General features: G+C 69.7%; 33 protein-coding genes. 27 read left to right on the forward strand and 6 right to left on the reverse strand.

Going from position 1 to position 20,504, the window contains the following annotated elements:
- Positions 1–34 precede the first annotated feature (34 nt).
- Genes ACWC1K_RS24815 through ACWC1K_RS24860 form a run of 10 tightly spaced genes read left to right on the forward strand, consistent with a single transcriptional unit; the run spans position 35 to position 3,901 of the window.
- The gene (locus tag ACWC1K_RS24815; protein ID WP_450834347.1) at positions 35–1,306 is read left to right on the forward strand and encodes a hypothetical protein; all 1,272 of its coding nucleotides are present in this window, start codon (positions 35–37) and stop codon (positions 1,304–1,306) included.
- Positions 1,303–1,575 (forward strand): hypothetical protein, encoded by a 273-nt coding sequence (locus ACWC1K_RS24820; protein ID WP_450834349.1) that lies wholly within the window; start codon positions 1,303–1,305, stop codon positions 1,573–1,575. The genes ACWC1K_RS24815 and ACWC1K_RS24820 overlap by 4 nt, the downstream gene beginning before the upstream one ends.
- Positions 1,572–1,802, forward strand: a complete 231-nt coding sequence (locus ACWC1K_RS24825; protein WP_450834351.1) for a hypothetical protein — start codon at positions 1,572–1,574, stop codon at positions 1,800–1,802. Before ACWC1K_RS24820 ends, ACWC1K_RS24825 begins: the two co-directional genes overlap by 4 nt.
- Positions 1,799–2,053 (forward strand): hypothetical protein, encoded by a 255-nt coding sequence (locus ACWC1K_RS24830; protein WP_450834353.1) that lies wholly within the window; start codon positions 1,799–1,801, stop codon positions 2,051–2,053. The genes ACWC1K_RS24825 and ACWC1K_RS24830 overlap by 4 nt, the downstream gene beginning before the upstream one ends.
- Positions 2,050–2,223: a hypothetical protein gene (locus tag ACWC1K_RS24835; protein ID WP_450834355.1), complete on the forward strand. Its 174-nt coding sequence runs from the start codon at positions 2,050–2,052 to the stop codon at positions 2,221–2,223. The genes ACWC1K_RS24830 and ACWC1K_RS24835 overlap by 4 nt, the downstream gene beginning before the upstream one ends.
- On the forward strand, positions 2,220–2,531 hold the full coding sequence (locus ACWC1K_RS24840; protein ID WP_450834356.1) for a hypothetical protein: 312 nt from the start codon (positions 2,220–2,222) through the stop codon (positions 2,529–2,531). Before ACWC1K_RS24835 ends, ACWC1K_RS24840 begins: the two co-directional genes overlap by 4 nt.
- Positions 2,528–3,025: a hypothetical protein gene (locus ACWC1K_RS24845; protein ID WP_450834357.1), complete on the forward strand. Its 498-nt coding sequence runs from the start codon at positions 2,528–2,530 to the stop codon at positions 3,023–3,025. Before ACWC1K_RS24840 ends, ACWC1K_RS24845 begins: the two co-directional genes overlap by 4 nt.
- 3 nt (positions 3,026–3,028) lie before the next feature.
- Positions 3,029–3,337: a hypothetical protein gene (locus ACWC1K_RS24850; protein WP_450834359.1), complete on the forward strand. Its 309-nt coding sequence runs from the start codon at positions 3,029–3,031 to the stop codon at positions 3,335–3,337.
- Entirely contained in the window at positions 3,330–3,749 is a 420-nt protein-coding gene (locus ACWC1K_RS24855; RefSeq protein WP_450834360.1) for a hypothetical protein, read from the forward strand. Before ACWC1K_RS24850 ends, ACWC1K_RS24855 begins: the two co-directional genes overlap by 8 nt.
- The gene (locus ACWC1K_RS24860; protein ID WP_450834362.1) at positions 3,746–3,901 is read left to right on the forward strand and encodes a hypothetical protein; all 156 of its coding nucleotides are present in this window, start codon (positions 3,746–3,748) and stop codon (positions 3,899–3,901) included. Before ACWC1K_RS24855 ends, ACWC1K_RS24860 begins: the two co-directional genes overlap by 4 nt.
- Positions 3,902–4,146: 245 nt before the next feature.
- Here the strand turns inward: ACWC1K_RS24860 and ACWC1K_RS24865 are convergent, their stop codons facing one another.
- Positions 4,147–4,404 (reverse strand): hypothetical protein, encoded by a 258-nt coding sequence (locus ACWC1K_RS24865; RefSeq protein WP_450834364.1) that lies wholly within the window; start codon positions 4,402–4,404, stop codon positions 4,147–4,149.
- Positions 4,405–4,556: 152 nt separating this feature from the next.
- Between ACWC1K_RS24865 and ACWC1K_RS24870 the strand changes: the two genes are divergently transcribed.
- The 7 genes from ACWC1K_RS24870 (at position 4,557) to ACWC1K_RS24900 (ending at position 11,572) form a co-directional block, all read left to right on the forward strand.
- Positions 4,557–4,781, forward strand: coding sequence for a hypothetical protein (locus tag ACWC1K_RS24870; protein ID WP_450834366.1), 225 nt, complete (start codon positions 4,557–4,559; stop codon positions 4,779–4,781).
- Positions 4,778–5,077, forward strand: coding sequence for a hypothetical protein (locus ACWC1K_RS24875; RefSeq protein ID WP_450834368.1), 300 nt, complete (start codon positions 4,778–4,780; stop codon positions 5,075–5,077). Before ACWC1K_RS24870 ends, ACWC1K_RS24875 begins: the two co-directional genes overlap by 4 nt.
- A 132-nt stretch (positions 5,078–5,209) precedes the next feature.
- Positions 5,210–5,485, forward strand: coding sequence for a hypothetical protein (locus ACWC1K_RS24880; RefSeq protein ID WP_450834370.1), 276 nt, complete (start codon positions 5,210–5,212; stop codon positions 5,483–5,485).
- Between the two features lie 24 nt (positions 5,486–5,509).
- Entirely contained in the window at positions 5,510–6,625 is a 1,116-nt protein-coding gene (locus tag ACWC1K_RS24885) for a hypothetical protein (RefSeq protein WP_450834371.1), read from the forward strand.
- Between the two features lie 236 nt (positions 6,626–6,861).
- Complete coding sequence (locus ACWC1K_RS24890) at positions 6,862–8,730, forward strand: hypothetical protein (RefSeq protein WP_450834373.1); 1,869 nt, start codon at positions 6,862–6,864, stop codon at positions 8,728–8,730.
- A gap of 19 nt (positions 8,731–8,749) precedes the next feature.
- Positions 8,750–10,954 carry a hypothetical protein gene (locus ACWC1K_RS24895; RefSeq protein ID WP_450834374.1) on the forward strand — a complete coding sequence of 735 codons (2,205 nt, stop codon included), beginning with the start codon at positions 8,750–8,752 and terminating at the stop codon, positions 10,952–10,954.
- 153 nt (positions 10,955–11,107) lie between these two features.
- Positions 11,108–11,572 (forward strand): hypothetical protein, encoded by a 465-nt coding sequence (locus ACWC1K_RS24900; protein WP_450834376.1) that lies wholly within the window; start codon positions 11,108–11,110, stop codon positions 11,570–11,572.
- 71 nt (positions 11,573–11,643) lie between these two features.
- On the opposite strand, the gene ACWC1K_RS24905 is transcribed toward ACWC1K_RS24900, so the two are convergent.
- The 5 genes from ACWC1K_RS24905 to ACWC1K_RS24925 form a co-directional block, all read right to left on the reverse strand.
- Positions 11,644–11,865 (reverse strand): hypothetical protein, encoded by a 222-nt coding sequence (locus ACWC1K_RS24905; RefSeq protein ID WP_450834378.1) that lies wholly within the window; start codon positions 11,863–11,865, stop codon positions 11,644–11,646.
- Between the two features lie 111 nt (positions 11,866–11,976).
- A complete protein-coding gene (locus ACWC1K_RS24910) occupies positions 11,977–12,447 on the reverse strand; it encodes a hypothetical protein (RefSeq protein WP_450834380.1) in 471 nt (156 codons plus the stop codon).
- Positions 12,444–12,614, reverse strand: a complete 171-nt coding sequence (locus tag ACWC1K_RS24915; RefSeq protein WP_450834381.1) for a hypothetical protein — start codon at positions 12,612–12,614, stop codon at positions 12,444–12,446. Before ACWC1K_RS24915 ends, ACWC1K_RS24910 begins: the two co-directional genes overlap by 4 nt.
- Positions 12,611–12,802, reverse strand: coding sequence for a hypothetical protein (locus tag ACWC1K_RS24920; protein ID WP_450834383.1), 192 nt, complete (start codon positions 12,800–12,802; stop codon positions 12,611–12,613). Before ACWC1K_RS24920 ends, ACWC1K_RS24915 begins: the two co-directional genes overlap by 4 nt.
- Positions 12,799–13,170 (reverse strand): ribbon-helix-helix domain-containing protein, encoded by a 372-nt coding sequence (locus ACWC1K_RS24925; RefSeq protein ID WP_450834384.1) that lies wholly within the window; start codon positions 13,168–13,170, stop codon positions 12,799–12,801. Before ACWC1K_RS24925 ends, ACWC1K_RS24920 begins: the two co-directional genes overlap by 4 nt.
- Before the next feature lie 121 nt (positions 13,171–13,291).
- Here ACWC1K_RS24925 and ACWC1K_RS24930 point away from each other — a divergent pair, with 121 nt between their 5' ends.
- The 10 genes from ACWC1K_RS24930 (at position 13,292) to ACWC1K_RS24975 (ending at position 20,451) form a co-directional block, all read left to right on the forward strand.
- On the forward strand, positions 13,292–13,678 hold the full coding sequence (locus ACWC1K_RS24930) for a WYL domain-containing protein (RefSeq protein ID WP_450834386.1): 387 nt from the start codon (positions 13,292–13,294) through the stop codon (positions 13,676–13,678).
- A gap of 26 nt (positions 13,679–13,704) precedes the next feature.
- The gene (locus ACWC1K_RS24935) at positions 13,705–13,827 is read left to right on the forward strand and encodes a hypothetical protein (protein ID WP_450834388.1); all 123 of its coding nucleotides are present in this window, start codon (positions 13,705–13,707) and stop codon (positions 13,825–13,827) included.
- Positions 13,828–13,930: 103 nt separating this feature from the next.
- Entirely contained in the window at positions 13,931–14,488 is a 558-nt protein-coding gene (locus tag ACWC1K_RS24940; RefSeq protein WP_450834390.1) for a hypothetical protein, read from the forward strand.
- Positions 14,485–14,820: a hypothetical protein gene (locus ACWC1K_RS24945; RefSeq protein ID WP_450834392.1), complete on the forward strand. Its 336-nt coding sequence runs from the start codon at positions 14,485–14,487 to the stop codon at positions 14,818–14,820. Before ACWC1K_RS24940 ends, ACWC1K_RS24945 begins: the two co-directional genes overlap by 4 nt.
- The gene (locus ACWC1K_RS24950) at positions 14,817–16,163 is read left to right on the forward strand and encodes a phage terminase large subunit (protein ID WP_450834394.1); all 1,347 of its coding nucleotides are present in this window, start codon (positions 14,817–14,819) and stop codon (positions 16,161–16,163) included. The genes ACWC1K_RS24945 and ACWC1K_RS24950 overlap by 4 nt, the downstream gene beginning before the upstream one ends.
- Positions 16,164–16,276: 113 nt before the next feature.
- Positions 16,277–16,537, forward strand: coding sequence for a hypothetical protein (locus ACWC1K_RS24955; RefSeq protein WP_450834396.1), 261 nt, complete (start codon positions 16,277–16,279; stop codon positions 16,535–16,537).
- On the forward strand, positions 16,534–16,740 hold the full coding sequence (locus ACWC1K_RS24960) for a hypothetical protein (protein WP_450834397.1): 207 nt from the start codon (positions 16,534–16,536) through the stop codon (positions 16,738–16,740). Before ACWC1K_RS24955 ends, ACWC1K_RS24960 begins: the two co-directional genes overlap by 4 nt.
- Complete coding sequence (locus ACWC1K_RS24965; protein ID WP_450834399.1) at positions 16,737–18,098, forward strand: phage portal protein; 1,362 nt, start codon at positions 16,737–16,739, stop codon at positions 18,096–18,098. The genes ACWC1K_RS24960 and ACWC1K_RS24965 overlap by 4 nt, the downstream gene beginning before the upstream one ends.
- Entirely contained in the window at positions 18,095–19,054 is a 960-nt protein-coding gene (locus ACWC1K_RS24970) for a head maturation protease, ClpP-related (RefSeq protein WP_450834401.1), read from the forward strand. Before ACWC1K_RS24965 ends, ACWC1K_RS24970 begins: the two co-directional genes overlap by 4 nt.
- Positions 19,051–20,451: a phage major capsid protein gene (locus ACWC1K_RS24975; RefSeq protein WP_450834403.1), complete on the forward strand. Its 1,401-nt coding sequence runs from the start codon at positions 19,051–19,053 to the stop codon at positions 20,449–20,451. The genes ACWC1K_RS24970 and ACWC1K_RS24975 overlap by 4 nt, the downstream gene beginning before the upstream one ends.
- Positions 20,452–20,504: the final 53 nt, after the last annotated feature.

Here is a 20,504-nt window from a genome sequence, read left to right on the forward strand (position 1 = left end):
GCCCAGCCTCTCACCTCACCCCCTGGAGCAACCAATGACTGACCAGGCCACGCAGCTGCCCGCCCACTGGTCCCCGGCGCTGACGGACGCCTTCTGGACCGCGGTCAATGCGCCCACCTACGAGGAGTCCGCGGCTGCCACGCTTGCGTTCGCTCAGCTGCTCACCGCTGTCCCGGTGTCGTCCCCGCCGCCGGACCAGACCGCCGACCGCGACCGCATCGCCGGGGCGTTGGCTTCCGTCGACGGCTGGAGGTGGGCCCCGGGCTTCAAGGACGGGAGCCCAACGTGGCGGGCCTACCAGGACCGTGCCGCCGCGGTGCTGGCCGTGCTGCCGCCCGCCGACCGGGCCGCCGTCCTCGCCGAGGTGCTGCCCGCCTGGGAGGCCGTGTACGAGCCCGGCAACGTCTCCGACTACCTGATCGGCTACGCCAACGACCAGGACGCCGCCACCGGAATGGCCGAAGCGTGGATGCGCTCGCAGGCCGAAGTGACGGGCCGCCTGGAGTGGGTGTCCGAGGAGCGGATGGCGACCGACCGTTACGACCGGTGGTTCGAGCTGATCGAGCGCCACGGCGACGGCATCGACACGGGGCCGGGTATCGTCGTGCGGCGCCGTCTGGCCGCCGAGGCGCAGCAGGAGGACGACGCCGGGCGCCGCGTCTACGCGTGGGCGCAGACCATCGACACCGCCGACGGCGGAAACACCGTCTACATTCCCGGCGTCCACCACAGTGGCGGCGGCTCCGAGGAGACGGCCGTCATCGTCTCCCGCGAGGACGTACCCGTGCTCGCCGCGATGCTCGCCGAGGCGCAGCAGCCCGACACCGAGGCGCAGCCCGAGTGGGCGCGGCCGGAGACCGAGGAAGAAAAGCTCGCCAAGGCTCAGCGCATGGCCAAAGCCTTGAGCGCGCCCCCTGTTACACCGCCTGAGTGGGCTAGCACCACGGAGTGGCCCAACCGGCACAAGCGGCGCGGCGACCGCCGGGTCCATGCCACTGCACCCTTCGAGACGGGCGTGACGCGGCAGTTCTGGACCGCCTGCGAGAAGCCGATCGGCAAGGGCGGCTACGCGATCAACCACATGCCTGTGGACTGCCGGGACTGCAAGCGAGCCATCACCGCCGTCCCGGTGCAGCCCGCGGCAGACGGCAGCGGCGAGGAGGCGCGGCCAACCGAGACCGTGCACCGCTGCCCGCCGGACGGGTCAGGTCTCACCCCGTGCTGCGGGCGCACCCCGTTCGAACTGCCGATCAGCGACCGCATCAGCAGCGAGGCGCCCGTCACTTGCAAGGGGCCGCGGTCGTGAGCAACGCCGACCTGTTCGTCGAAGCCATCGACACCGCCATCCAACTCGGCCAGGCGCTCCTCGGCTGGCTCATCTTCCTCGCCATCGTCGGCACCATCCTGCTGCTCGCCGCGATCGCGACCGGGGCGTACGGCGCGCGTGCCGCATGGCGGGCCACCACAGGGCCGTCCTGGGGTCGTAGCGCGCTCCGGGCCCGGATCTGTGCCGCCAGACGCACACGACGCCCACAGAGGCGCACAGAGCCTCAACAGTTCGAGGAAGCAGCATGATCGGCCGCGCTATCGGAGTCGGCATCGTCTGCGCCCCGTTCATCTCCGCGCTCCTGCTCGGCCTCGGCCGGGCGGGACGCGCCCTCCACCACCGGTGCGTCGACTGGCTCGACCAGCTCCTCGACCCCGACGGGCGCGCCCACCGCATCGCCTACCCGATCCTTCACCCGCACCAGTTCGCCTACGCCGCATGGCTGAGGGCCACCGACCGCTGGAGCAGCCGATGACCAAGTCCGCCCGCGAGCGCCTCATCCGCGCCCTCAACGACGACGCCTGCACCTGCGGAGGCAGCGCCTGCCCGACCGCCGAGCAACTGGTCGACGCGTACGCCCATGAGCTGGCCGAGAAGATCCGCGTTCGCTGCGGCGAGCTGATCGACGCAGCCGGGCCGCGCGCCACGCCATCTGATCCGCAGTACGACCGCGCCGCCGGGTTCGCCGACGCTGCCAACCTGATTGACCCGGAGGCGCAGCCGTGACCGTCCTGTGGGCCACCGAAGAACTCCCCGGCATCAACTGGGACCCCGAACCACCCGACGACGAAGACGACGGCCCCTGGTGCCGATACCCCGACCTCAACGGCCAACGAGCCAGCCTCATCGCCCTCCACACCATGACCACCATCGAACCCGCGGGAGGCTTCCTGTGAACCGCGCCCTGTGCACCCTCTACCTCGCCGCCTCCGCCTGGCTCATCTGGTGCACCGCCCAAACCAGCGGCCACGCCCCGTTCTGGCACACCGCCCTCAACGCAGCCGCCTCCGTCGTCCTCCTCGCCGCGTTCGTGCAGCAGCTCGACCTCCGCGACGCGCGCCGGCACATCGCTGTTCTGCACGAGTCCGCGGCCCGCAAGCACGAGGCCTTCCACGGCCGGCCCCTCACACAGCTGGAGGCGTTCATGTGGGAGGGCCTGGCTGAGCAGTTGACCGAACCCGACGACCATGAGGACGCAGCATGAACGGCCGGCCGACCGCGTCCACGATCACGGACGCCGAACTCGACGCCCTGCACGCCACGATCGACCGCGTCCGCGCCCTCGAAGCACGCCTCTGGCAAGTCGACGAGCAGCGCACCGAGGCGGTGTCCGCCGTCTGCCATTCCATGGCCAACGACCTGCGGTGCGCACTCGGCGAGGACACCGCAGCCGCACTGCCGTCCACAGCAGAAGACGCCCTCACACGCGTCCGAAAGACCCTCGACTCCGTAAAAGCCGCAGGGCAAGGCCACACCCCATCCACCCGGTACGACAGGGGCGTAGCGGATGGCGTCGACTGGGTGACCAGACGCGTCCTCGAAGCGATCGACGCCCGCCTCGTGCACGAGCCGGCCGATCTCACACCGTGCACCGGCTTCCCCGACAGCTGCCCCAACCCTGTCGATGTGCCAGCCCTGTCCCCGTACCACGGTGGCGGTGTCCGCTGCGGATGCGGCGACCAGCCCAAGGAGAACTGACCCATGGCCAAGTGCACGACCTGCCTCCAGCCCATCCGCGGCGAACATGACTGTCCCGGCCTCGGCGATATCCAACTCAGCCGGAAGCTCGGCCACGGCCTCATCGTCGACACCGCCCCGCACCGAGCCCGCATGGCCGTCGCGCTCCTCGCCAACGGCGCGTACGGGCTGACCATGCAGTCCAACGACCAGATCAACATCGCCGATCAGGTGCTGTACCAAGTCGTCGGCTACGACCCGGAGTCGGCCGCCCTAGTGCTCGAACTCGTTGAGGACTGGCGGCCGAAGGCGAAGGAGCAGCCCGATGCCTGAACCCGAGCTGCACGTCCGCGACCTCACCCCGCCCATGCCCGTCGTCGTCTGCGAGTCCGGCCGGCACATCAATCACCCCGGCGAGACGTGCGAGGAGTTCGACGAACTGCAGGCCGCGTTCCGGGCCTACCTCGAACGCGGCCTCGCCGCCGCGTACGCCAGCGCCATGGCCGAGACGGACGCCATGGTCGACCGGTTCCTGATCAGCGGAGACGGGTCGGGTGAGATGCGTGGCTTCCTCCCCGCCACGCGGATCAGTATCCCGTACCCGCTGTCAGAGGCGGAGATAGCAGACCACGGGGTCACCGTGCTGCCGCCCGAACCGACCCCGGCGGAGCGGGCGTTCGCGATCCTCGAACCCCACCTGCACAACGTGCCCCTCTACCGGCCGCGAGGGAGGCTCCTGCCGTGAACGAGTCCCGCGTCCTCTCGCCACGCCTCTCGTACACCACCCGCGGCCGCCTCCGCGCTCAACGCTGTATCGACGGCGCGGCCTACTGGCTCATCCAGCGCGGCCGCAACCGGGCGGCGGTGTGGCTGTGGCGGGCCTGCCGCATGTGGTGAGCCGGCGGACATGCCGCGGCCCGCTGCCGGTGGAGAGACAGCGGGCCGCGCGCCTCCGAGGGCGCCCCCCTTTGTGGAGTCCTGAGACCGTACGCCCGGTGCGGGCCGGATGGAAGAGCACTGTCACCCACACGGGTTACGCTGAGGGTGCGGCTCGTTGGTGAACCTGGCTGCACCACGCGCCGTCTGCTACAGCACGAAGAAGCCCCGCCGAACTCTCATCGGCGGGGCTTCGTCTTGCGCGGCTACTCCTCTGGCGTCTCCAAGTCGGTGCGCTTCCCCTGCTTGATCCCGGCCTGCCGCTGCGCCCAGTACGCGTCGAACCAGGCGACGTCGTACTCGGGGCGAGAGCTTCCGGGCCTGTAGACGGGAGGCGGCCAGCCCTCGGCGGGGTTCGTGGCGAGCCGGTGGATCAGGGTTCGGCTGCGGCCCACTCTCTCGGCGAGCTTCGGGATGGTCATCGTCTCCCTCTCCGGCTTCTGCCGCTCGGGGGCGTCGGGCATAGGCCAATCCTCTCGGAGAGGTGTGGACATTGTCCACACTTCTCGCTACGGTCGTACTCGGTAAAGGGAAAACCCCTCGACCCATGTGGAGTTGGAGCTCCGGGCCGAGGGGCGGACCCTCTCTAACCTCGACGAAAGAGCAGGTCCTGACCGTGGATGTTATCCGCGAGACCAGCACCCAGCCCAGCCCCGCGCTCGCCGCCTACGCACACGCCGCACAGGACTGCCGCGACATCGCCGCCCTCACCGGCGTCCGCGACTGCGACCGTGACCCCGAGTGGCGCGCCTCCGAGTACGAGGCTGAGCAGCGGTACGACGAGGCCCGCAACGCTGGCCACAGCGCGGCCGACGTCCTGAAGGCGGGGCGGAAGGTATGAGCCAGCAGTCCAGCGCCGCCACCGAGCCTTGGCCCAACGGCGTCATCGCCCGCTACCTCACCGTCGGTGGCGCCACCGTCGACCTTCGCCACGACATGGCCCTGATCGTCGACACCGAACCGAACCTCACCATCGCCTCATGCGGGGGTGGGGGCTGCGCCGCGACCCACACCGAGAAGTGGGGCCCGTACTCCTTCCGCACCGACAACGGCAGTACCGGCGCCGACCAGGAAGTCGCCAAGTGGGCGCAGGGCCACGCCGAGAAGTGCCGCGCCCTGCCCAGGCCCACCATATGAGCCGCCCGCCTGGCTACCGCGCCGTCCGCTACGCCGCCCTCGCCGACGTCGTCCGCACCACCTGACCCCACCAGACCGCCGCGCCCCGGCACACCCCCCGGCCGGGGCGCGGCACCAGACCGAGAGGCACCCATGGCCCGCGCCCGCGACCGCCAGCCCACCGACACCTACGACGACCACGAGGACCACGGCGAATTCGTAATCCGCGTACCCCGACGCACCCCCACACCACGCCGCCACAGGCACTGCGGATGCCGCCGCAACCAGTCGCCCATCGTCGACACCTTCCACACGCCACTCGCACGGTGGGGGATCACAGTCCTCGCCATACTCGCGTTCGTCGCACAGATGGCGTGGCCGGCCGTCGCACTGACCGTCGCCGCCACCGTCGCCTGGAAGCACCGCTGACCATCAAGGAAGGCACCGATCACCGTGACTGCCCAGACGCCCCCCACCGAACGCGCACCCGTGCGCTCGCTCACCCGCGGGCAGATCGCGGTGCTCACCATCGCCACCCTCCCCATGATCGCCGTAGGTGCGGGGGGAGCGCTCGGCACCTACGCCAACGCCTCTTCCGTCCTGCACAACTCCCGCACCGCGCTCGGTGTCGTCGCCGCCGGCGAAGGCGCCACCCTCGTCGCGGCCCTCGTCATGATCGGCGTGACCATGCTCGGCCAGGCCGCGCCCGCGGTCGTCCGCGCCGCCCTCTGGGTCCTCCCCATGGCCGCGTCCTGCATGGGTCTCGCCATCGCCCCCGCTCTGCGTGAGGCCGTCGTGTACGCCCTCACCCCCCTCGCGATGACCGCGGCCGCCGAGGGCATCAGCTTCCTCGCCCGGCGGATCGTCTCCCACACCACTGGCGTCGACGTCGAAGCCCAGCGCCGCAACGCCGACACGATGCGGCAGATCGCCTTTCACGCTGCGCAGGCCGAACGTCACCCCGACAAGAAGGTGCGAGACGAATCGGCTCTCAAGGCGTGGAAGCTGATGAAGGAGATCGGCGAGGGCGACGCCCAGCTCGGCTCAGGGCTCATCACTGTCCAGCGCGACCGGCTCACCCAGGGCGCCGACATCGCCCTCATGGCCATGCTCACCGGCGGCAGTGAGCCGAGCCCGGCTCAGCCCGTGAGCCCGGCCCTTGAGCCCGCTGATCCCGGTGAGCCGACTGGCGGCACGGTGCTCCTGACGGGGCGTGACAAGGCGGCTCACGAGCCGCACCCGGCACCCGCTCTTCCCGCCTCCCAGCCGATCATCAAGCCTGGTGACCAGGGCATTCGGCGTGAGCCCGTCCTGAGCCCGGCTGAGCCCACCTTCGCGAAGACCACGCAGAGCGCCGCTGAGACCGACTCTGGTGAACCGGCTGAGCCTGAGCCGGGGGCCGACGAGAAGGAGCAGCAGATCGCCGAGCTGGCTCACCGTCTCACGATCGGTGAGCGGCTCACGAAGACGAGCGCGGCTCAGATCCTCGGTGTGAGCCCGGCTACTGCGGGGCGGCGGCTCAAGGATGCTCGGGATCGTGTCGGTGAGGGGACGGGGTTTTACGCATGAGCGCGGACACGATTCCGACGGTCACGCCGGACCCGTCTGCCACCCCTCCGGGCGTCACGGTGAGTGACAATCAGGGCGGCGGGGCGGGGCGGGGCGGGGGCCAGAACAGCTCAGGGAGCCCCCTCGTGGTGGTTCAGCAGGGTCGCGGCGCCGCCCCGCCCCGCCCCGCCCCCACCCCTTCTCAGGGCAACACAGACAACTCGCTGCGAAACGGATACGCGGCGATCTCACACACCGTGTCCGGCGAGACTGCGGCGATCGGCCTCGGGTTCCTCCTCGGCGGCCCTGTCGGCGCCATCATCGGCGGCAGCCTCGCGCCTGCCGCGCTCGCCGCGCTGATGTGGCGGCGCCGGAGTGCCGAGCACGACGAGAACAGCAACGGCGACGGATCGGGCACCGCCGACAGCCGTTCGGACCGTCCCGGCGCGCGCGACCGCACAGGCGGGACAGGGAGCCAGGGCCGCGGCAACAGTGCAGGCCGCAACAACGGCAACGGCCCGGACAGCGGCCGGCACAGGGCCCCGAAGAACCACCGGGACACCCCTGGCGTCGGCCCGCAGCGGAAGCCGAAGGTCAAGGACCCGGTCGCCGACAAGCTCGGGAAGCTCGGCAAAGACCTCAAGGACAAGCTGAAGAACCGGGGCGACAAGCCCGGCCCCGACGGCAAGGCACCCAAGCGCGGCAAGGACGACAAGACCGTCAAGGACCCGAAGGCACCGAAGGACGGCAGCCAGGGCAAGGGCCTCAAGGACGGGCTCCGAGACGGCGCGAAGGTCAAGGACCGTGGCAAGCAGGACGACAGCGACCGGCCGTGGCGCGGCCGAGGCGACAAGCCCGAGAAGCCGAAGAAGGACCGCAGGAAAGGCCGCGACCACGACGCCTCGTCGTCGACGGCCCGCGACGGTCTCGGCCCGAAGAAGCCGAACGGCGGGGGCGGTGTTAGCGGCGAGATCGACGAGGACCGCATCGCTCTCGTGCGCGCCAAGCGTGAGAAGGCCAAGCGGCGCGCCGCCATCGAGGCAGGGAAGAAGGCGGCCGCCCAAGCGGCCCGCGACCAGACGCTGGGCGACCCGCACCAGGTAAAGCTCGAAGTCACCCGCGGGCACAACCGGCGCATCGACCTGGAGCTCCAACACGAGAAACAGCGGCTGGCCCTCACCGCGGCGGCCGAGAAACCAAGGAGTACCCCCGTGAACTATCCCGCGATCCAGGCCGCCCCGACAGGCAGTCGCACCGCTGGTGTCGCTGTCGCCCGGCAGATTGATTTCCGGGCGTCGTCGGCGTACGCGATCCTGCTTGCGATGGCCGAGCAGCTGGCGTACGGCCTGCACCGCGACGAGGACGCCGACATGGCCGACCACATCGTCGAGCTGACCGGCATCCCGAACATGTGCAAGAACCTGAGCGTGGCCGTGCAGGAAGCCGGCCGTGCGCTGGCCCGGACGGCGCCCCTGCACCCCACAGTGATCAAGCACCTCAACAACGCGGCGGTCGCCGCCCGTAGCGCCGGGCTGATGGCCGACAACATCATGGTCGTGTTCGTTCAGGCACACCGCGCCGACATCATCCGCGTCCTCGACCCGCGCGTCGGCGAAGAGCGCTGGAACCTGCGCAACGGGCCCGGCACCCTCGACGCGGCGAAGCTGCGGGCCGCGATCGCCTCCGCGCACTCCGCGCGTCTCGCCCTGCCCGCTGGCTCGTCGCCCGCAGGTGGCGGATCGGGCGGTGGCGGCAAGCTCGTGCCAGCCTCCGACGACAGCACCAAGAAGCTCGTCAGCCTCATGAAGGGCTTCACCCGCGGCCACATGGTCACCGTCTTGTCCGAGGTGGCCGGCGCGGCCGCCGGTGTCGAGGTCGTCGCCGACTCGGTCACCAAGCTGTACCGGCGCATGGCCAAGACCTGGCCGACCGAGGGCGTCGTCGATGACACCGTCCGCGCGACCGCATCCAAGGTCCGCTCGGTCGCCGACGAGCTCAGGAAAGCGATCAAGGCAGCGCAGCGTGCGCATCAGCGGGAGCTGCGGCTGAACGCCAAGGGCCGCGCTGGCAAGGGTGCGCGGGTCGAGCGGAAGTGGGACGTCGTCGGCCGCAGGCCGTCCAGCTGACATGAGAGGACACAAGGCCGTGGCCACCACAGACATTCCGGCGGGCTTCGAGACGCCGACCGACAAGCCGAAGCGCTGGGACTTCTCCCGTGACGCCGTCACCCACGGCCGACTCGTCGCATGGGGCAGCGAGCTCGGCGTCGCCACCGCGCTGATCGCGCCGCTCGCTGACATCCCGTGGGAAGCCGGCGCGGCCGCCGGTGTCGTGTGCACGGGCGCGGCCGTGTTCTACGAGAAGGCCCGCGGCTCGTGGCGGCGCGTCCAGGTCGCCCGCACCACCTCGTGGCTGGCCACGACCGGATGGCTCTCCTACGCTCTGGCCACCCGTCCCACCCTGCTGACGATGGCGTTCGGCGGGGCCATCTGGGCGACCGGCGCCGCGGTGAACATCGGCATGGACCGGTGGGGGGAGGAGACCCGCGCCGCAGAGAAGGAGTTGGACCGGCGTCTCGAACAGGGCGAGCAGATCAAGCAGGCGCAGGACTCGTGGTCGAAGCTGATCGAGGAGATCTGCGGCATCGAAGGCGTCGTCGCGGACCCGGTCATCGACAGGTGGCGTGGCGGGGTCGGCGAGACCATCAAGCTCACCCTGCCGGCTCACCTGAACATCGAGGCGCTGCGCGGCTACGAGGCCGCCCTCGCCGGAGCCCTGCACCTGCCGAAGGGCGGCGGGGTCACCTTCAACGCGGGCGGCCCCGAGACTCCCCGCAACGTGGTCTATATGGCGATCACGCGGAAGAACGTAATGTCCGGCGCGATCCCGTACCCGTCACTGGCTCCGACCACGATCAACCGGCCAGTGGAGTTCGGCGTCATCGGCAACGGCGACGCGGCCGGCCTCAACATGAAGGACGAGGGCATCATCGCCATCGGCGCGCAGGGCTCCGGCAAGACCGCGTTCATGAAGTGCCTCGGCCTCGGCCTGATCCGCTGTGTCGACGCCATCGTGATCGACCTCGACACCTCGGCCAAGATGAGCGCCCCGTTCGTCAGCCCGTGGCTGCGGCACGGCATCGGCCGCCCGCTCGTCGACTGGCCGGCCACCACCCCCGACGAATGCCGCCTCGCCATTCAGGCGGGCAGGATTGCGATCGACGCACGGAAGACGCAGTACGCCGACCTGCTCGAAGACGAAGACCTCGACAACCTGCCCGCACGCCCGGACCTTCCGGCGATCGTGTACCGGGTCGACGAGACCAAGAGCATGCCGGACGACGTCCTCGATGGCATTGACTGGATCATCAACGAGGGGCGTTCGGTCAACGTGCGCGTGTCCGTCACGGGCCTGCGCGCCACCCGCGACTACGTCACGGCCGCGATGGACGAACTCACGCCGGGCCGTGTCGGGCTGCGCACGAACAACGCGTCCGAGCTGGACATGCTGTTCCCCGGGCACGGGGCGCCGGACATGTCGATCTTCACGGACCCCGGCGTCGTGGTCTACATGTCCGCCACCCGGGGCCCGTTCCAGCCGACCCCCGCCAAGGTGTGGGCGACGATGGCGGAGGTCTTCGCCCAGGGCACACCGGGCTACGACCGCATGGCAAGCCTGTTCATGGCTGCGGCCCGGGAGCTCTCCGAGATCCGGCCGGACATGGATGCGGTCACCGCGGAGGCGATGGGCCTCGCCTGGTCGCAGCGGTGGGCGCGGATCATCCCGAACCTGCGCGGCGACTCCCACGGCAACGTCACCCCGGACCGGATGCACGAGTCGGTGTGGGAGCTCTACCAGTCATGGGAGGCCCCCGCGTCGTACGACCTGCTGCTCGGTGACCCGGCCTCAGCGCCGACGCGCGGGGCGGCGGCTGAGATCCCGCGCCTGTCCGAGGAGATGCTCACCGACGACGAGTTGGACCGGCTCGCCGCGCAAGAGGCGGCGATCGAGCTCGCGAAGGCCTCCCCGAAGCCGAAGTCGAATGAAGAGCTGGCCGTCGAGCTGTTCCAGGCGCAGGGCCGCCCGGTGAAGCCGTCCGTCGTGTACCCGCTGATGGTGAAGGCCGGCTACACCCAGCATGAGCGGACGTTCCGTGACCTGTGCGCGAAGTTGGGCCTTCAGGACAAGCTGGTCAGGGGCCATGATGGAACCTACGCGGCAGCAGCAGTCGAGAGCGGTGAGGGTTCCCATGCCGGACGAATTCCCGGACCTGAAGATGACGCCGATGGAAGAGGCGATGCTCCACATGGCGGAGCTGATCTCCGCCCTGATGAAGGCCGGGCTCAGTGAGAACGCTGCCGTGCGGTTCGCCGCGATCTACTTCAACGAGCAGTCGGGTTCCGTCGACGACGAGGACACCGGCTGAGCGCCTTGCGACCACGAAAGCCCCCGGGTCGCACCCCGGGGGCTTTCTGTATCCGCCTTGCCGAAACGGAGAATCCAGTGTCCGCGCTGCCTGAGCCCTACCGCAAGTACGCCGCCCCTGCTGGGCGGCGCCCCGTCCACGCGTACGAGGTCGAGCTGTACGACGAGGCCGACCCGATCGTCTACGTGCGTGACCCGTACAACCCGAACCGGTCCATCGAGGTGCGCCGCTCCGCGCTGCTGCCCGCCACCCCCACGCCACCCCGGGACCTGACCCCGCAGCCGCTGTTCGACCCGACAGCGCAGCGCCTCGTGGCCGGCGGAGTGGGCGTCGGCGCTGCGGGTGCCGGCGTCGGGTTCGGCTTCCACGAACTCGCCGCGGGTATCGCGCTCATGGGCGGGTCGGGGCTGGCGATCCTGCTTGGTCTGCTGCTCGCTGCTGGCGGGCTGCGCGCCCGGAGCGTGGTGAACGTGCACAACGAGTCGCACACGTACGTCAAGCAGAAGTGGTTTGGGCGGATGGGCGTCACGAACGAGTTCTGAGTGCCAGACTGGGTGTGTCGAATGCAGGCCCCAGCCGCTCCCCCCGTGGCGGCTGGGGTCGACTCATGTCCTCACTGCGGTCCGCGTCGCCACGGCCGGCCGTCCCCTGGCTGCTTGTCCTCGCGCGTCAGCTGGCGTCGGGCCGCGTTCGTCACCATGACGCCGATCAGCGCGACGCCGGACAGCCATGCGAGGACGGTCCAGCCCTGCGCGATGCTGGCGAAGAACAGGGTGAGGGCGGCGACGAAGACTCCGGCGTCGACGGCGCCTGCTTTGCGGGGTGTGTCGGTCATGGGGGTGAGTGTGGGGTGTGGGTGTGTTGTGGGGGAAGGGTGTTGCTGGGTTGTGACGTGCTGCGGCCCCGCCCGGGGAGTGGTCGGGCGGGGCCGTCGTCATGCGGTGGGCTACGTAGGGATCGCGATGAACTCGCAGTTCGTCCAGCGACACACATCCTCGGCCGCAGGCCCGTACTGGACGTACCAGGCGTGGTCATGAAGCCGCTCGTCTTCGCGGACGTCCGGATCCTCGGCGCAGGTGGCAGCCCACTCCTCATCGGTGGAGGCCCATTCCTCGCGGTGGGCGATGAGGATGCCGAAGCCTTTGATCTGCGCGTCAGGATCGTTCCGCCGGAACGGCGTGCCGGATTCCATGACAAGGTCGCCAGGGCGCGGGTCGCGCATGCGGGCCCACATGTCGGCGACCACAGGGGCCGGGTTGCCGACGAGGGTGGCAGTGCGGAGCGCCTTGGCCGTGCCGATCATCATGAGGCGACGAGCGATGGCCTTGTCGTCGAGGTCGAGCAGGTCGTCCTCGGTGCGCGCAGTGCCTGTGATGCCTTCGCGGGGCTGCGGGTAGCGGGTGGTCGTGTCGCTCATGGTGTGGGCTCCTCACTCGGCGGCTCGGGGTAGTCCACGCAGTCCTTCGTGTGCAGGATCTCCACGGTGGTGCCGTCTGCGCGGCCGACGAGGATGCGGACGTCCACGGTGGGCGGGGTGGCGTGGCAGTGGGGGCAGTCGATGTGGCCTTGGGGTGGCTGGCTCATGTGGGCTCCTCGCCCGGGCGCACCGGGCCCGCGCCATCCTCGCGCGGCATGAGCCCCTGGAACGGGCGGCCGATGGATACTACGCGCTTCCCAGGCTCCAGCGGCGGCCGAGACTCGGCGATGAGGGCGAAGTGCTCCGCCTCCAGGTACAGCATGTCGACGTTGAAGGGCTCGGGTTGCTCGCTCATGTGGTCTTCTCCTCGCTGCCCACCGGGCGCTGCGGCCACTGGTACTGCTGGGTCCCGTCGAAGTCCGAACCCATGTGATCCCCAGGGTGGCCGAGCCCCCGTACGCAGCGGGCAACGCTTCGGGGGGTGGTGCTCTGAGGGTCTGGTCGGTGGGCATCCCCGCACCGCGTGTCGGGGTCGCCGTCCCGGGCCACGCGTTCTGCTGCCGCGCGCTCGCGCTCCTTCTTGGTGACGCGCTCGTGCATCAGCTCGATGAGCACGTCGGACCGGGAGCGGCCCTCCTCGACGGTGGCGTCGAAGTCCTTCAGGAGCTGTTGCGGGGGGCGGAACGAGATGGGCGGGGTCTGGCCGGTGGCGGGCCGAGCCATGGGTCCTCCTCGGGTTGCGTATTACAGAAACTAGGATCCATCTGCGCAAGCCTGTTGACAAGCCCCCTGGTGCGGGTGCATTCTCGTATTACAGAAACCGCACCACAGCAGGGGGTAGACGATGAGGCACACGGCGAACGAGACCAGCACCACCACCCTCACCCGCCTCATCAAAGCCCTCGACGCCAAGCACCCCGTCACCATCACCTACACCAAGGCCGACGGCACCGAGACCCTGCGCACCATCGAGATCTTCAACGTCATCGTCAGCCACGCCGGCGACATCCTCGTCCGCGCCATGGACCGCGAGACCGGCGAAGTCCGCTCCTTCCGCCTCGACCGCATCCAGGCCTACACCGTGCACCGCACCGCCTACGTGATCGAGCGCCCGGCCGCCGACACCACGGAGTCCCGCACCGTCGGCCTCGCCACCGTCACCGTGCTCTACCCCGTCGACTGCCCCATTGCCCAGCGCATCGGCATCCTCGCCGACGCCCTCGCCGCCTGACCGCCCGACACGACAGGATGAACCCCATGACCGACGACGAAGACCGCGAACCCGCCTACTGGTTCTGCAACTCCTGCGGCGACGAGGTCGACGACGAGACATCCGAATGCTGCGACGACGGCGAGATCGAGCCCTCGTACGACAACTGACCCCCGCACAGCAGAAGGCCCCGCCCCCCGCACACCCACGGGACGGGGCCTTCGCCCTGCGCGCACCTGCCCACCAGTTGACGCACATCGTTACCATCACACCATGACAACCGGTAACCAGCCAGACCCCGAGCCGGTGCCGGACCGCGCCCCGCACCCCCTCGACCGCCCCCGCGACGCCCGCGGCCACTTCGTCCGCGGCATGACCACCGTCCAACGCGACGCCGCCGCCGCCAACTACCTGGCCGACCACCCCGGCACCCGCTACGAGGACCTCGCCAAACTCTTCGGCTACTGCGACAGGGGTCAGGCATGGCGCGGCGTGCAGGCGGCGAAGGCCGACGTCGCCCGGCCGGCCGTCACGAAGCTGATCCAAGCTGAGTCGGAGCAGCTCGACGACCTGTACGTCATGGCCATGGAGGTCATCGAGGCCAACCACGTGACGGTCAGCCACGGCAAGGTCGTCACGATGCTCGACCCCGAGACCCGCGAGGAGAAGCCCCTCGCGGACAACGGGCCGAAGCTGCAGGCGATCCAGACCGCGCTCAGGATCCGTGAGTCGTATCGCAAGCTGCATGGCCTCGACCAGCCCGCGCAGGTCGCCGTGTCCGGCAGCGTCAAGTACGAGGTCGTCGGCGTGAACCCGGAGGACCTGAAGTGAGCAAACACGGGCCCTGCCGCACCTGCCCCGAACCCGCCGTCGCGTGGATCCGCCTTGCCGACGGCTCCCACGTGCGCCTGTGCAAGCCGTGCTTGGACGCCTGGTTCGACATGGCCGACGACATGCCCCACCTGGAACCACGCATCTGGGGCTGGTTCGTACGCCCGGCCGGCCCGTCGGCCGAGGCCGTCGCGGCTTGGGCCCGCAATCCGGCGAACCATCAGGACGTGGCCGCCGTGCTGCGCATGGAGGCCCGCATCAACCCGGACTGGCTGCGGAACTTCGTCGCCCGCATGCACAGGGCGCACGGCGTCAGCCTGGTGCGCACATGACGACCGCGCTCGACCAGGACGCCATCGTCCGCTACGAGCCTCGCGGCGCTGCACAGCAGCTCTTCAAGTGCCGCGACTCCGAAGTCTTCATGGCGGGCCCGGCCGGCACCGGCAAAAGCCTGGCGTGTCTGTTCCGGCTGCACCTGATCGCGCTGCACAACGCGGACATGCGCGGCCTGATCTTCCGCAAGACGGCCGTCTCCCTGGGGTCGACGACGCTGGTGACGTGGGAGAAGAAGGTCATCGCGGACGCGCTCGCGCGGGGCATCGTGAAGTGGTTCGGCGGCTCGGCGCGGGAGGCGCCCGGCTACCGCTACAGCAACGGGGCGAAGATCGACGTGGCGGGGATGGACCGTCCGGAAAAGATCATGTCGGCGGAATACGACTTGGTCTTCGGCGACGAGGCCACCGAACTCACCCTGAACGACTGGGAGTCCGTCGGCACCCGCCTCCGCAACGGCAAGCTCTCCTGGCAGCAGCAGATGGGCGCCTGCAACCCTGCCCACCCCACGCACTGGATCAAGCAGCGCTGCGACCAGGGGCAGGCGAAGATGCTCGTCTCCCGGCACCGCGACAACCCCGCCTATGTGAACGCCGACGGATCCCTCACCGAGGTCGGCCAGGCCTACATGGCGAAGCTCGACGCCCTGACCGGCGTCCGCAAGTCGCGGCTGCGTGACGGGACATGGGCGGCGGCCGAGGGCCTGATCTACGAGGGGTTCGACGAGGCCGTGCACCTGGTCGACCAGTTCACGATCCCGCTGCAGTGGACACGGTGGATCACCGTCGACTTTGGCTTTACGAACCCCATGGTCATGCAGTGGTGGGCCGAGGACGGCGACGGCCGGCTCTTCCTGTACCGGGAGCTGTACCACACGCGGCGCCTGGTGGAGGACATGGCCAGGCAGGCGCGCGACCTGATGATCTGGCCGTCCGGGCAGTGGCGGGAGCCGCGGCCGCGCGGGGTGATCTGCGATCACGACGCGGAGGACCGGGCGACGCTGGAGAAGCACCTCGGCATGGGGACCTCGGCGGCGCACAAGTCGGTGTCGGACGGCATTCAGGCGGTGCAGTCCCGGCTGAAGGTGCAACCGGACGGGCGGCCGCGCCTGTTCATCGTGCGGGGCGCGCTGGTGGAGCGGGATGCGGAGTTGGACGGGGCGAAGAAGCCGGCGTGCACGGAGGAGGAGCTCACGGGCTACGTGTGGGCGGTGAAGCCGGGGAACAGCGGCGGCCTGAAGGAGGAGCCGCTGAAGGAGAACGATCACGGGATGGACGCGCTGCGGTACATGGTCGCGGAGCGGGACTTGGGTGGGCGGCCGAGTGTGCGGGTGCTCGGCTGAGGTGTTGTTCTGACCCCACAAACCACACGCTTCTGTGACTTCTCCACAACCAATCACGGGTATACAGCGGTCTCAGTTGTAGGAACCCCACAAACGCGCTTACCATCAGCCGCATGACGGCAGTGATCGACGGCCTGCGCGCCACCCGACGCCCCCGCATCCCGGGTGCTCTCGCGCACCTCGCCCGCCACGCCGCCGCGCAAATCCAGGCCACCGCCGACCGCCTCTCCGGCAGCCTCCTCACCGTCACCGGACTCGGCTGCATCGACGTCGGCGCGTTCGAGGCCCACACGATCGCTGGATGGATCACCACGGGCGTGACCGTGCTCCTGCTCGATTGGAAGCTGGACTCGGCGCCCGGCGGTGGCAGATGACCGGGTCCGAACTCCTCGACACCGTCGAAGTCGAGCGCCTCGCGCTGCGGCCCGGCGACATCCTCGTCCTCAAGTGCCCGAACCTGCTGACCGCCGAGGAGTTCGAGGAGATCTCCGCCCGCTTCAAGGAGATGTTCCCGGACACCAAGTGCATGGTCCTCGAAGGCGGCGCTGATATCGCCGTGTTGAGGGCCGAACCGTGAGCAGCCTCATCGGCGCGTTCCTCAACAAGGCGAACACCGCCCCGCCCGTCCCCTACGCGGGCCGCGGCTACCTGCGCCAGTCCGGCATGGAGGCCGGCGCCGACCCGACCAGCTACATGCGGGCCTACGCCTCCTCGGGCACGGTCTTCTCCATCGTCAGCATGCTCGCGCGGCAGACCGCGAAGAAGGGCTGGCACCTCTACCGGCAGCAGCCCCAAGACGGCCGCCGCCGCTACACGACCGGCGACAAGGGATCCGACGAACGGGTCGAGGTCGTCAAGCACCAAGCCATCAACGTGTGGAAGCGCCCCAACCCGTTCATGTCCGGGTTCCAGCTGCGCGAACTCGCGCAGACCTACCTGGACCTGACCGGCGAGGCCTACCTCGTCGTGCAGCGCGACTCCCGGGCCACGTTCCCCACCGGGCTGTGGCCCGTGCGCCCGGACCGGATGGAACCGGTGCCGTCCCGGGACGACTTCCTCGCCGGGTACGTGTACCGGGGCCCGTCCGGCGAGCTGGTGCCGCTGGGGACGAACGAGGTCATCCAGGTCAAATATCCGAACCCGTTCGACCCGTATCACGGGCTCGGCCCGGTCCAGGCGATCCTCGTCGACATCGACGCGGCGAAGTACTCGGCGCAGTGGAACCGGAACTTCTTCTTGAACTCCGCCACTCCGGGCGGTGTGATCCAGGTCGACAAGCGCCTCAGCGATGACGAGTGGAACGAGTTCACCAACCGGTGGCGCGAGTCCCACCGCGGCATGGGCGCCGCCCACCGGGTCGCCGTGCTGGAGCAGGGCGCCGAGTGGGTGCCGAACGCGCACACCATCCGCGACATGGACTTCGGGAACCTCCGCGGCATGTCCAGGGACGTGATCCGTGAGGCGTTCACGATCCACAAGGCGATCTTGGGAACCTCGGACGACGTGAACCGCGCGAATGCGGTCACCGCGCAGGAGCACTTCGAGAGCTTCCTGCTCACCGACCGCCTCGACCGGTGGCGGGACGCCCTCGACTGCTCCTACCTCCCGCTGTTCGGGTCGACGGGTGAGGGCGTGGAGTTCGACTACGAAGACCCGGTCACCTCCAACCGCGAGGCGGACGCGCTGGAGCTGAAGTCGAAGGCGCAGGCCGCGCAGATGCTCGTGAGCGCCAACTTCGACCCGCACGACGTGCTGGAGACCGTGGGCCTGCCCGACATGGGCGTGGTCGAGAGATCAGTGCAGGAACCTGCGGCGCCTCCCAGCTGGCTGGCCGAACCGCCGCAGCCGGAGCCGGACGGCGACGAGGCTGCGGAAGCCGCTTTGAAAGCCCTGATGGAACGCCAGATCGCATGGAACCGGGCAGGTGTCCGATGAAGAACGTTCGCCCCATCAAGGCCCGGATCAGCGCCCAGGCAGGCGTGACCCGCGTCGACGTCTACGACGACATCGGCGAGGGCGGCTGGTTCAGCGAAGGCCTCACCGCGAAGAGCTTCGCCAACCAGCTCGCCGGCCTGTCCGGACCGCTGGAGGTCCACATCAACTCCGGTGGCGGCGACGTCTGGGACGGCATCTCGATCAAGAACGCGATTGAGACCCACAAGGGCCACGTGACCACGGTCGTGGACGGGATCGCCGCGTCCATCGCGTCCGTTATCGCGCAGGCCGGGACCGAGCGGGTCATGATGCCCGGCTCCATGCTGATGATCCACGAGGCGTTCACGTACGCCGCCGGGAACTCGGCCGAACTCGCCAAGACCGCAGCCACCCTGGACGATGTCTCAGCGAACTTGGCCGCGATCTACGCCCGCTCGGCAGGCGGCACGGCCGACCAGTGGCGGGCCGCCATGAAGGAAGAGACCTGGTACACCGCCGACCAGGCCGTCGAAGCTGGACTCGCAGATCGCGTCGGCGACGGACAGGCGGCACTGCCGGTGGGCTTCGATGTGGCCGCGTTCTCCGACGTCCCGGGCCGGATCGCAGCCCAGTTGCGCACTCTGCCCCAGGCCTCCGTACCGTCCGAGCCGGCTCTGCAGGAACTGGCCGGGCCGGAAGCGCCACGCCTGACGATCAGCGTCGAGGGCGCCCTGGACGAGGCCCTCGTGGAACGCCTGCGCGCCGCTGTCCGCACACCTGAGGCCGCAGTCGAGGAGCCCGCCCCGGACGCCGGAGAAGGCGACGGCGAGGCCCCGCAGGAGCCCGAAGCGCCCGACGGCGGCAACGCCGACGAGGGCGCCATCAGCAACCACGCCGAGGACCTCCCCGGCTGGCTCACCACCGACTCCGCGCCGCTCCCGGCGTGGCTCACAACCGCCGAGGAGGCGAAGCTGTGACGATCACCATTCCGGACTCCCCGGCGGGACTGGCCGAGGTCCTCAACGACGCGGACAAGCTCAAGGAACTCTGGGCATCCAAGGAGGAGCTCAGCAAGTTCATCGAGGGCTACGCCACCGCCGTCGACAAGTCCAACCGCGGCGAGATCAACGCCCAGGCCCGCGAGCAGATGCAGCTGGTGCTCGCCGAGTACCTGAAGAACAACGGCTCCGACGCGAAGCCGCCCGTGGACTTCGCCGGCGAGCGCGCGCACGCCCTGTCCCCGGAGATCAAGGGCCTGTCGTCCGGCGCCCGCAAGAGCCTGTACAACCGGCGGGCCCCCGGCGCCGCGGCGGACGGCATCTTCGCCGACGCGTCGGAGTTCTTCCGCTCGACCTGGTACCGGGCCGACCGGCTGAAGGACTTCGGTGAGCTGCGGCCGAAGCTGGACAAGCTCATCGAGATCCAGAACTCCTACGGCAGCGAGGTCCCGGCGGACGGTGGCTTCCTGATCCCGGAGGAGCTCCGCTCCGAGATCCTCCAGGTCGCGCTGGAGACCGCGGTGGTCCGGCCGCGCGCCACGGTCATCCCCATGTCGTCGCTGCGGGTGCCGATCCCGATGATCGACGACACCTCCCACACCAGCTCGATCCTCGGTGGCGTCGTCGGCTACTGGACCGAGGAAGCCGCGGGCCTCACCGAGTCGCAGGCCAGCTTCGGCCGCGTCGTCCTCGACGCGAAGAAGCTCACCGCCTACGCCGAGGTCCCCAACGAACTCCTCATGGACGCCCCCGCGTTCGAGGGCTTCTTCTCCGGCACCTTCCCGAAGGCCATCAGCTGGTTCGAGGACGTCGCGTTCCTCACCGGCACCGGCGTGGGCGAGCCCATGGGGTTCATCAACTCCCCGGTGTCCGTGCAGGTCGCCGCCGAGGCCGGGCAGCCCTCCGGGACGATCGTCTGGGAGAACCTGGTCAAGATGTACGCCCAGATGCTCCCCACCAGCCTGGGGCGCGCCGTCTGGATCGCGTCGATCGACACCTTCCCCCAGCTCGCCACCATGGCCCTGTCCGTGGGCACCGGCGGCGGCCCCGTCTGGATCGGCAACATGGCCGGCGGCCAGGGCGGCATGGACGCCCCGCCCGCCACCATCCTCGGCCGGCCCGTGTACTTCACCGAGAAGACCGGCCCGCTCGGCACCACCGGCGACATCTCCTTCGTCGACCTCAGCTACTACCTCATCGGCGACCGCATGGAGATGCAGTCGTCGAGCTCCGAGCACTACAAGTTCGCCAACGACAAGACCGCGTACCGCGTGATCGAGCGCGTCGACGGCCGCCCGTGGCTGCAGTCCGCGATCACCCCGAAGAACGGCAGCACCGCCAAGCTGTCGCCCGTCGTCCAGCTCGCTTCCCGCTGAGCTTGCGGCAGTGACGCCCCGCTAACCACCCCAGTCACAAAAGGAAGGCACAG

It is taken from the genome of Streptomyces sp. NPDC001492 (assembly GCF_053597275.1).

What these genes read in the sequence shown, in the direction of transcription:
- ACWC1K_RS24950 (WP_450834394.1), top strand. Translation starts at nt 14,817, where the DNA reads ATGACGACCGCGCTCGACCAGGACGCCATCGTCCGCTACGAGCCTCGC.
- ACWC1K_RS24955 (WP_450834396.1), top strand. Translation starts at nt 16,277, where the DNA reads ATGACGGCAGTGATCGACGGCCTGCGCGCCACCCGACGCCCCCGCATC.
- ACWC1K_RS24905 (WP_450834378.1), bottom strand. Translation starts at nt 11,865, where the DNA reads ATGACCGACACACCCCGCAAAGCAGGCGCCGTCGACGCCGGAGTCTTC.
- ACWC1K_RS24970 (WP_450834401.1), top strand. Translation starts at nt 18,095, where the DNA reads ATGAAGAACGTTCGCCCCATCAAGGCCCGGATCAGCGCCCAGGCAGGC.
- ACWC1K_RS24855 (WP_450834360.1), top strand. Translation starts at nt 3,330, where the DNA reads ATGCCTGAACCCGAGCTGCACGTCCGCGACCTCACCCCGCCCATGCCC.
- ACWC1K_RS24940 (WP_450834390.1), top strand. Translation starts at nt 13,931, where the DNA reads ATGACAACCGGTAACCAGCCAGACCCCGAGCCGGTGCCGGACCGCGCC.
- ACWC1K_RS24880 (WP_450834370.1), top strand. Translation starts at nt 5,210, where the DNA reads ATGGCCCGCGCCCGCGACCGCCAGCCCACCGACACCTACGACGACCAC.
- ACWC1K_RS24815 (WP_450834347.1), top strand. Translation starts at nt 35, where the DNA reads ATGACTGACCAGGCCACGCAGCTGCCCGCCCACTGGTCCCCGGCGCTG.
- ACWC1K_RS24865 (WP_450834364.1), bottom strand. Translation starts at nt 4,404, where the DNA reads ATGCCCGACGCCCCCGAGCGGCAGAAGCCGGAGAGGGAGACGATGACC.
- ACWC1K_RS24920 (WP_450834383.1), bottom strand. Translation starts at nt 12,802, where the DNA reads ATGAGCGAGCAACCCGAGCCCTTCAACGTCGACATGCTGTACCTGGAG.
- ACWC1K_RS24960 (WP_450834397.1), top strand. Translation starts at nt 16,534, where the DNA reads ATGACCGGGTCCGAACTCCTCGACACCGTCGAAGTCGAGCGCCTCGCG.
- ACWC1K_RS24850 (WP_450834359.1), top strand. Translation starts at nt 3,029, where the DNA reads ATGGCCAAGTGCACGACCTGCCTCCAGCCCATCCGCGGCGAACATGAC.
- ACWC1K_RS24830 (WP_450834353.1), top strand. Translation starts at nt 1,799, where the DNA reads ATGACCAAGTCCGCCCGCGAGCGCCTCATCCGCGCCCTCAACGACGAC.
- ACWC1K_RS24925 (WP_450834384.1), bottom strand. Translation starts at nt 13,170, where the DNA reads ATGGCTCGGCCCGCCACCGGCCAGACCCCGCCCATCTCGTTCCGCCCC.
- ACWC1K_RS24935 (WP_450834388.1), top strand. Translation starts at nt 13,705, where the DNA reads ATGACCGACGACGAAGACCGCGAACCCGCCTACTGGTTCTGCAACTCC.
- ACWC1K_RS24930 (WP_450834386.1), top strand. Translation starts at nt 13,292, where the DNA reads ATGAGGCACACGGCGAACGAGACCAGCACCACCACCCTCACCCGCCTC.
- ACWC1K_RS24910 (WP_450834380.1), bottom strand. Translation starts at nt 12,447, where the DNA reads ATGAGCGACACGACCACCCGCTACCCGCAGCCCCGCGAAGGCATCACA.
- ACWC1K_RS24915 (WP_450834381.1), bottom strand. Translation starts at nt 12,614, where the DNA reads ATGAGCCAGCCACCCCAAGGCCACATCGACTGCCCCCACTGCCACGCC.
- ACWC1K_RS24825 (WP_450834351.1), top strand. Translation starts at nt 1,572, where the DNA reads ATGATCGGCCGCGCTATCGGAGTCGGCATCGTCTGCGCCCCGTTCATC.
- ACWC1K_RS24845 (WP_450834357.1), top strand. Translation starts at nt 2,528, where the DNA reads ATGAACGGCCGGCCGACCGCGTCCACGATCACGGACGCCGAACTCGAC.
- ACWC1K_RS24875 (WP_450834368.1), top strand. Translation starts at nt 4,778, where the DNA reads ATGAGCCAGCAGTCCAGCGCCGCCACCGAGCCTTGGCCCAACGGCGTC.